We start from the raw sequence: 7,412 nt of genomic DNA, 5'->3' as shown, positions 1-7,412 counted from the left end.
GGCCGCGTGAAACGGCCCGGCAGGTGGCGCATTACCAGCGCACACGGTTTTTGTTGGTGTTTTTGTACCTGACGGGGCTGCGGCGCAGCGAAATCGCGCAGGCGAGTACAGCCGACTTGGTGCAGCGCCGGGGTCAGTGGTGGCTACAGGTCAGTGGCAAGGGGCATACGGGCTTGCCGGTGCCGGTTCCCGAAGATGCGCTACAGGCGCTGCGCGCGTACCGAGCCTCCACCGAGCGCAGTGCCTGGCCCGATCCACTGCACCCCGAACCCCTGTTGATGGATTTGTACGGCAAGGGCCAGCCGGTGTCGAGCAAGGCGGTGCACCAGATTGTGACGACGCTGTTCGAATCAGCGGCCAAGGCCTGCCCAGATCCAGAGCAGGCCCGGCTGCTGCAGGCGGCAACAACACACTGGCTGCGGCATACGGCGGCGACGCACCAGCTGGATGCAGGGGTGCCACTCTTGGTGGTGCGCGACAACCTGCGGCATGCCTCGGTGCAGACGACCGAGCGATATCTGCATGTGGAGCCGGATCGCCAGCATGCGCAGACGCAAAAGCACAGGCTCCAACATCAGCGAGTGTGACTCCGCATGCTCTGTAAACACGTTGTCCTGCACCATCGGCCCAAGATTAATATTTAGCCCTTCGGATGCATGAAATAGACAGCCCAAAGCATCCTGAAATTGAATTCCAAATTCACTGGTAGCTTTTTTGTCATATATATAAAATTAGCTACCAATGTCATGACACATGGTTTGTGTTGTGCTATCTTTCGGCCAATTGTCAACTTCGACATTGTGAAAATGCCTCGCTCTACCTTTGCACCAACGGACTCTTTTTTGTACCGGCTCGCCGGAGCAAGTGCGTTGCTTGGCGTTTCAAGCAACACGATGCGTGCCTATGCTGACAACGCTGGCGTGCATATCAAACGCGCAGCGGACTTCAAACCTGGAGCACCCCAAGTACGAGTGTTCGATCCAAGCCAAATTTTCCAGATAGCTGCTTGGCGGCGCGCGCAGGGTTACACAAAGTTTCCGGCACACAGGCCTACGGTCATCACCGTAGACGTAATCAAGGGGGGTACTGGAAAAACGACAACCAGCGTTGAACTGGCAGTGAATCTCCAGCTCAGCGGCATACGCACACTCCTAGTGGACCTGGATATCCAAGCGAATGCGACGCAAATGCTGGGCTATGAGCCAGACTTAACCATGGAAGAGGCAGAGTCGTATGACCTTTTGCCGGAAGCCATCGTTGAGAATACATTCGCATCGATTTTGCTTCCCTACATCCTCTCGAAATCAGGCGCTCGCCAAGGCGCAACAAACCCACCGGCAGAACTTATCATCAAGAAGCCATTCGGCGAAGCAGGTCCGCACCTGATTCCTTCGGACCCCTATCTGAGCGATGCCGAGACGGCTTTGGCAAAGGCTTCTGGCCAGCGCGAGCTATATATCCGCCGCATCCTGGAAGGAAACTATGGCTTCAATGCCAGCGATTACGACGCAATCATCTTTGATTGCCCGCCATCTGTCAGTTTTCTTTCGAGCGCAGCGATTGCCGCCGCAGACATTGTTATCGCGCCAATCCGAATGGACCTCTTTTCGATTAAAGGGCTATCGCGCTTGATGGGCGAAATCAACACGCTCGAATCCGAATATAGGCTCAAACCAGAACTGATCATCCTGCCAACGCATTACGCCCCTCAGTTCTCACGTATCAGCCGGATGCAGCAAACACTAACTGCCTATCGCGACTTGATGGCACCGTGCGTTATTTCGGCCAGTGAGCAGTTTCCGAAAAGCCTGGATCAGTACCTGCCATTGACACTCCAAGTGCCAACATCGCAGGCCTCCAAGGAATATAAAGTTTTTGCCGAGTTCATCCAGAACCGGATCATTGCACGCACCGGGAATAAGAAATGAAACAACGATCAATTGGCAAAGGTTTTGGCCCTGGAGTTCCTATGCTGAAATTCAGCAACACACCGACCCCCCCCAGCCCAGACAAAGAATCCAGCAATGCAGTTATCGGACGAGAATTGCGACTCATCGATCCAAAGCTGATCGATCCAAACCCTCTTGCACCGCGAGAAATCTACACGGAGGAAATGATCCAAACCCGTGCAGAAGAATTGAAAACTCAAGGCCAACGCGACCCGATTCATGTCATTCCGAATCCGAAGGAACCTGGACGCTTCATCATCGCGGACGGCTGGACTCGCGTACAGGCCTGCCTAGAACACCAAGCACTTAACCAGTTGCTGGCCGAGATACACAGCGACCTATCACTGGAATCTTCGGCCTGGCTTGGATGGGAAAACAACGAAGGGCGAGCCGAGCATACGGACGTTGACCGTGGACTTTTTTTCGCCAAGATGATAGAGAACGGAAAGTCCCCATCCGAAATCGCTGACAGGGCGAAGATCGCACGGTCGGCGATGACCTTCTTTCAGGCTTACAGCAAACTCCCCGCAGAAGCTCTCTCCGAAATGCGCAAGCATCCAAAAAAGTTTGGATCGCTCGTGGCCTACCACCTTCTTCGTCTATGCGACGCATCTGGCATCGAATCAGTCCTGCGCCTAATGGACAAATACATAAGAGAGGACCACGGAGCTCATTGGGTTGTCGCACAAGCCAAGAACTTAATGACAACCTCATCGCCACGCTCCAAGCCAACAAAGAACAAAACCATCAAGTACCAAAACGGGCATCTAAAAACACGGCCTGATGGCCGCGTTGAGCTTGCAATCCATGTAGCACCAGAAAAACTAAAAGCTTTTGAGGAGGCACTGGTGTCGCTACTCAACTCAGTGGCCACACCAACTCAAGATGATGCAAAAGCCGAACAGGAAGATGCTGCAAGCCAGACCGATCATGCAATGAATTTAAACGTTTAAACAGTCCTGCAGCGCACATACCAAGAGCAAGACCAACCAAACCAAGCGATAGCAGACCAATTTAAACGTTTAAACAGCGCCAAGCAAAAGAAGACATCGTGAACTGACATAGAAAAAAACCCGCCAAAGCTACCAACTTTGGCGGGCTTTCCTTTTGGATATTGATGATCCCGTTTCCATGAAACCACAACCGATTGCAGTCGGTAAGTAAGCCTCAAGAGAGTTATGGGGTGAATGTAGTTCCAAAGAAATGGGGCGTCAAGTCTTTCAGAAATTTCTTGCGTCAAAAAACGCGCGAAAGAGAAAAATGACTTCTGTGAACCCCGCAGATGATGGCGGCCGCACATCAAAATTTGAATCCGTAGTTATCTATCCCAGCATGATCGCCCGCGCCATCACGATGCTGGACGAAGACCCTTTTCTTCGCACCCTCCCCTATTGCGTTTGGCCTACGCTTGTGCGTCTGATCAAAAAGATCGACGTAAATCAGCCCAAAAAGCCGATCTTCGCGAGTCGGGCCACACTGGCACACGAAGCTCAATCTTCACTCCAAAACTTAAATCGCCAGCTAAAAATGCTGGAAGACATGGGAATCATAGAGCGAAGCCAAAAGGCTCGCCAGGGGCTCCGGGGCTCAGTCTCAGAAATAACTCTGACTGGAAAAGCAATTCGAGCACTGCGGTTTGACCTCCCGGCACCTCACGAGCTAAAGCCTACCATTCGCACAAGAAAGGTATCGGAAAAGGGAATAGTCACTTATGAGGACACGGGGCTAGTCCGAATCGGCGCGAACAAATTGCCTGCCGAATTAGAATTTCTGGTGAGCACAGGAGAGATCAAATGCTCTGCCGTATTCAAACTCATGGCCTTGGCAAAGTCCTCGGGACAGCGGCTCTCCGATGTCATTGAAGGCGTGAAGGAAAAAATTTCCTCGATGCGGGGAGGAAGGCTATATGCCTATCTGCAAGCTGCTTGCAAGGGGTATCGGAACTTCAGCCAAGAAAAGGAGATAGCGAAGAGAGACATGGAAAAAGAAGCCAAACTCGCATCGGAACTGGAACGGTCACGCCGAGCAGAAATACGGAGAGCGCAAGAGATAGCCGAACAGTCCAGGCAAAAGTCCGAATTGATTAAATCACTGAACAACGATCATCTAGATCGTTTGCGGAAAATTTGGTTTGAGATGAAAGACAAGACAGAAAATCTCATGGGCAGGGCAGGGGAATTGCTTTTCAAAGGGTGGTTGCGCGGGAAGGAAAAGGAATTCCTTCTTGGGGAATGTAGATAACTTTACGCACAACACCTCTCAAATTTGAGTGCTCTATATCTGCACTTAACAATCTTCTTTGAAGAGAACAGTCGTAACCGTATTTTTTTAAAAATTTACAGGGCTGTTTCAAAGCATAAGTGCAACACCGGCGCTTAAAAGTCAATGAATGGTAGCTTCATATTGTTTGTCGATAGCCCTGAGAACTCACGAAACGCTGGGTACGGAGAGCGCCAATCGAGCGTATGCAGGGGGCGGTTGTCCATCAAATCAGCAACACTATCCAGGTCGTCCTGGTCATGCACGCTCAGATCAGATTGGGAAAAAACTGGCGCAACAAGCCATTAGTGTTCTCACATCTGCCGCGCTGTCAAAGCGCTGTGCAGATCGCAAAACTACACCCGCATGTTGGTTGCCTGGGCCAGCTCACGACGACATGCCATCTCCCGACCCTGGTCATAGGTAAGGATCTGGCGTATGGGCGCGGCAATCTGGTTGAGCTTGGCCGTGAAGGCCGCCAATAACGATTGGGCCGTCACATCAGGCATCTTGCAAAGTTTGGGCAGAAGCCAAGCGGTAGTGCGGCGACAGACACAGGCCGCCTGGGCGGGCTCGGAGGCGTAGCCGCAAAAGCTGCTGTTGCGAGCGACTTAGCGGCGCTGGGGCTGTACCCGAGCAGGCGGGCGATAGCCCGTTGGCTCAGGCCTTGTTAGACTTACTGTGTCACAAAAGTAGCATCATGAATCCTTCTCAACTCTTCTTGTGAGGGACAATGAGTGCGAGTGAACGGTTTGACCAGTACATGGCGCATTTGTCGCGGGCGCTAGGACACGCAGATCGCCACGCAGGTCTCAAAGGTTACTGCACAGGTTTGATGCTGCCGCTATCGCGTAAGAGTGTGGAGCCCATGGCCGCGCGGATGGATCCGCTTCATGCCAGTGCAAGGCACCAAGCACTGCATCACTTTGTGGCCAAGGCACTACTGGTCAGTCCGAGCTGATGGAGGCGTATGTCGGCGTTCCGCGCTATCGACGCTGTGACGCGGCGCATCAGGCAGCCAACGGTCTCTTCCTGGTAGTAGCGAGAGGCTCCATAGAATGCGATCGGCGCAGGGTCATCTCCCATACGAGGAAGGTTGCGGGCGAACCGGTCTGCATCTACGGATAACGGGGGACAAAGTTCACCACGCGGCGAGACAGCCGCTTGCACACCACCCTCCAAGTCCGCGCGTCCCAGATCGTCGTTCAGCCAGATGGGGCCTGCGATTTCATCCCAGTCCGAGTCCAGCAGATACCGCCGAGCCACCAACAAGATCTGCTCCACTTCATCTTCGTTCCGCATGCCCTCGCGGACTGCGCTCGCGAGCGATTGCAGCTGTGCCGACGCCGTTTTGTCCCCGAGAGATGCCTCCTCGACGATCTCCATGAATTTCGCAGCCAGTCCACGCTCGCGGCTGCACCGCTCCTCCAGGCAGGACAAAATTTCGGCAATTTCGGGATTTCGCTTACGCAGCACCCTGTGCAATTCAAGCTCTCCATTGGCTCGCAGGAGGTCTCGCCGGACATGCTGCACGCACATCCGGATCGCATCTCAATTCGTGCTCTGTTGCCCGGCGCTGTCTTCCTCAACCAGCGCGAGCAACCCAAGCGTGCTGGAGGCAAGTGCACGACGCATGCTCAGTATGGCGGAGACAGCTCGATCCTGCGCAGTGGGAACCCTGCCGGCTGTAACGACCGTCACAAGCAATGGCACCGGCGAGTCCCGAAGAACTTGCTCCGCGCAGGACTGGAGACTCTATCCCTGGGCACCAGGGCACCGCTGCGGCGCCATCACAATGACGTCGCACCCATGGATCTTGACGGCGGTGCCAACGGCTTCGGCGAGATGGCCCGACACCATGGCCGAACTCTCGCAGCGAACACCACGTGCCACCGTGCTCGATTTCGCCTTCGACAACACCGCATCGGAGTCGCCGAAGGCCGCGTGCTGCAATGTGCTGGCCAAGGCCGCTGGAAGCACGGTGCCTCTCAACGTCGCGGCCTGATCAGGAGAGCGTGAAGAAAGGTGATCTTCGCGCCTAATCGCTCCGCCAATCCGAGCGCGACGCTTACGTTCTCATCCGACGCCGACGTTCCATCAACGGGCATCAAAAAATACTCATACATGGCGGGCATCCATCAGACAAGACCCTACAAAGAAAATTTTGGTTCACGACATTGAATCGGCTTCATCGTTCTTCCCTATCTACACCAGCTCGCGTGTCAGCTCTTCCATCGTTTGCTGTCGCCGTGAAAACGGCTCTCTCGCCGCGCTGCGCTCCGCGATTCCCAGCAGCAGCCCCACCTGCGCCTCGTCCGCACCTCGGGTATAGAGGCGGTCGGCGACCGCATGTCGTGCAGTCAGCGCTGTGACCTGCTTAAAATCGGCATAGCGGAACAGCTTGCAATAGGTCTCTTGGATCCTGCGATACCGGAAGCGGCGCTGTCCGGCCTCTCCGTACGGCGTGATCTCGAAGCCCTTGCCGCTGGCGGACAGGAACAGGCGGCTGCTAGGAGCCAGGCGCCAAGCCACGGTACTGGCCTTCCACACCGAGTCCCGCACCGCACACGATCGGCGAGATAGGCGTTCATGGCTTCGTTCAGCCGCGTGCTGTGGAAGTACAGCGGCCGCGCCCAGGAGGTGATAGCGGCCTCCTCGCGGAGCACGGGGACCCGGCGCACGCTGCCTGCGGCGTCCAGATAGTCCCGCACCTCCAGACGCGCGATCTCCAATGGCCGCGCGCCGATCGCGAACAGCATGTAGCACAGCGCGAGGTCTCCCAGAAGGTGTTGGCTGCGGCCCCGGATCCGCACGGCGCCAGCGGCGATCTCCGGCTCACTCAGGATGGGCGTGCCCATGGCCCGATCCGCGCCAGGGGGCTGCAGACCGTCCAGCGCGGTCTGCAGCGCGTCACGGTGCAGGCGCAGCCTGCGAACGAAAGCCGCACCCACCGCTCTGCTGCGCCGCTCGACGGCCGTGCGCGACACCCCGTGCAGTGCCGCCATCGCGTCATAGGCCGCCCCATCTAGCACCGCGCGCAGCATCGCCACAGACACGTCCCACGATGGCCGGGGTTCGCCGGAGAGTTCCTGCCCTTGCAAGCCGCATGCCTCCTTTCAAGGCAATCACACCACGAACGCATCCTGACGCCACGGCACGCGACGCGCCAGCCGAAATCGCGTCGCAGTCCGGAGGGTTTCGGAA

Annotated in this window: 7 protein-coding genes and 2 pseudogenes; 6 read left to right on the top strand and 3 right to left on the bottom strand. The window is 55.7% G+C overall.

From position 1 onward, the window contains the following. From EV674_RS15580 to EV674_RS15565, 4 genes are all read left to right on the top strand, one after another. On the top strand, positions 1 to 587 hold a 587-nt coding region (locus tag EV674_RS15580; RefSeq protein WP_132750479.1), incomplete at its 5' end, for a tyrosine-type recombinase/integrase. Between the two features lie 99 nt (positions 588 to 686). After that, entirely contained in the window at positions 687 to 1,928 is a 1,242-nt protein-coding gene (locus tag EV674_RS15575) for a ParA family protein (RefSeq protein WP_243647387.1), read from the top strand. A gap of 41 nt (positions 1,929 to 1,969) precedes the next feature. Then, positions 1,970 to 2,902, top strand: a complete 933-nt coding sequence (locus tag EV674_RS15570) for a ParB N-terminal domain-containing protein (RefSeq protein ID WP_157983713.1) — start codon at positions 1,970 to 1,972, stop codon at positions 2,900 to 2,902. Between the two features lie 307 nt (positions 2,903 to 3,209). Further along, complete coding sequence (locus EV674_RS15565; protein WP_132750478.1) at positions 3,210 to 4,190, top strand: hypothetical protein; 981 nt, start codon at positions 3,210 to 3,212, stop codon at positions 4,188 to 4,190. Positions 4,191 to 4,331: 141 nt separating this feature from the next. Here the strand turns inward: EV674_RS15565 and EV674_RS17845 are convergent. Next, positions 4,332 to 4,789, bottom strand: a pseudogene (locus tag EV674_RS17845) (IS30 family transposase); the annotation flags it as partial. A gap of 152 nt (positions 4,790 to 4,941) precedes the next feature. Here EV674_RS17845 and EV674_RS15560 point away from each other — a divergent pair. Then, positions 4,942 to 5,148: pseudogene (locus tag EV674_RS15560) on the top strand (transposase); the annotation flags it as partial. On the opposite strand, the gene EV674_RS15555 reads toward EV674_RS15560, so the two are convergent. Then, on the bottom strand, positions 5,130 to 5,693 hold the full coding sequence (locus EV674_RS15555) for a hypothetical protein (protein WP_132750477.1): 564 nt from the start codon (positions 5,691 to 5,693) through the stop codon (positions 5,130 to 5,132). The pseudogene EV674_RS15560 and the gene EV674_RS15555 overlap by 19 nt on opposite strands. Positions 5,694 to 6,066: 373 nt before the next feature. On the opposite strand from EV674_RS15555, the gene EV674_RS17460 reads away from it, so the two are divergent. Beyond that, positions 6,067 to 6,213 carry a hypothetical protein gene (locus EV674_RS17460; protein ID WP_157983715.1) on the top strand — a complete coding sequence of 49 codons (147 nt, stop codon included), beginning with the start codon at positions 6,067 to 6,069 and terminating at the stop codon, positions 6,211 to 6,213. A 200-nt stretch (positions 6,214 to 6,413) separates the two neighbouring features. Here EV674_RS17460 and EV674_RS17840 read toward each other — a convergent pair whose 3' ends face one another. Next, positions 6,414 to 6,740 carry a hypothetical protein gene (locus EV674_RS17840; RefSeq protein WP_241525013.1) on the bottom strand — a complete coding sequence of 109 codons (327 nt, stop codon included), beginning with the start codon at positions 6,738 to 6,740 and terminating at the stop codon, positions 6,414 to 6,416. Between the last annotated feature and the right edge of the window lie 672 nt (positions 6,741 to 7,412).

The organism is Simplicispira metamorpha, from assembly GCF_004341365.1.
GTDB lineage: Bacteria > Pseudomonadota > Gammaproteobacteria > Burkholderiales > Burkholderiaceae_C > Simplicispira > Simplicispira metamorpha.
Note: the sequence above shows the minus strand (reverse complement) of the source record. Positions and strands in the feature narration are given on the sequence as shown.

Excerpts from the sequence above, each read along its gene's own strand:
- EV674_RS17460 (WP_157983715.1), top strand. The coding sequence starts at position 6,067 with ATGGCCGAACTCTCGCAGCGAACACCACGTGCCACCGTGCTCGATTTC.
- EV674_RS15570 (WP_157983713.1), top strand. The coding sequence starts at position 1,970 with ATGCTGAAATTCAGCAACACACCGACCCCCCCCAGCCCAGACAAAGAA.
- EV674_RS15565 (WP_132750478.1), top strand. The coding sequence starts at position 3,210 with ATGACTTCTGTGAACCCCGCAGATGATGGCGGCCGCACATCAAAATTT.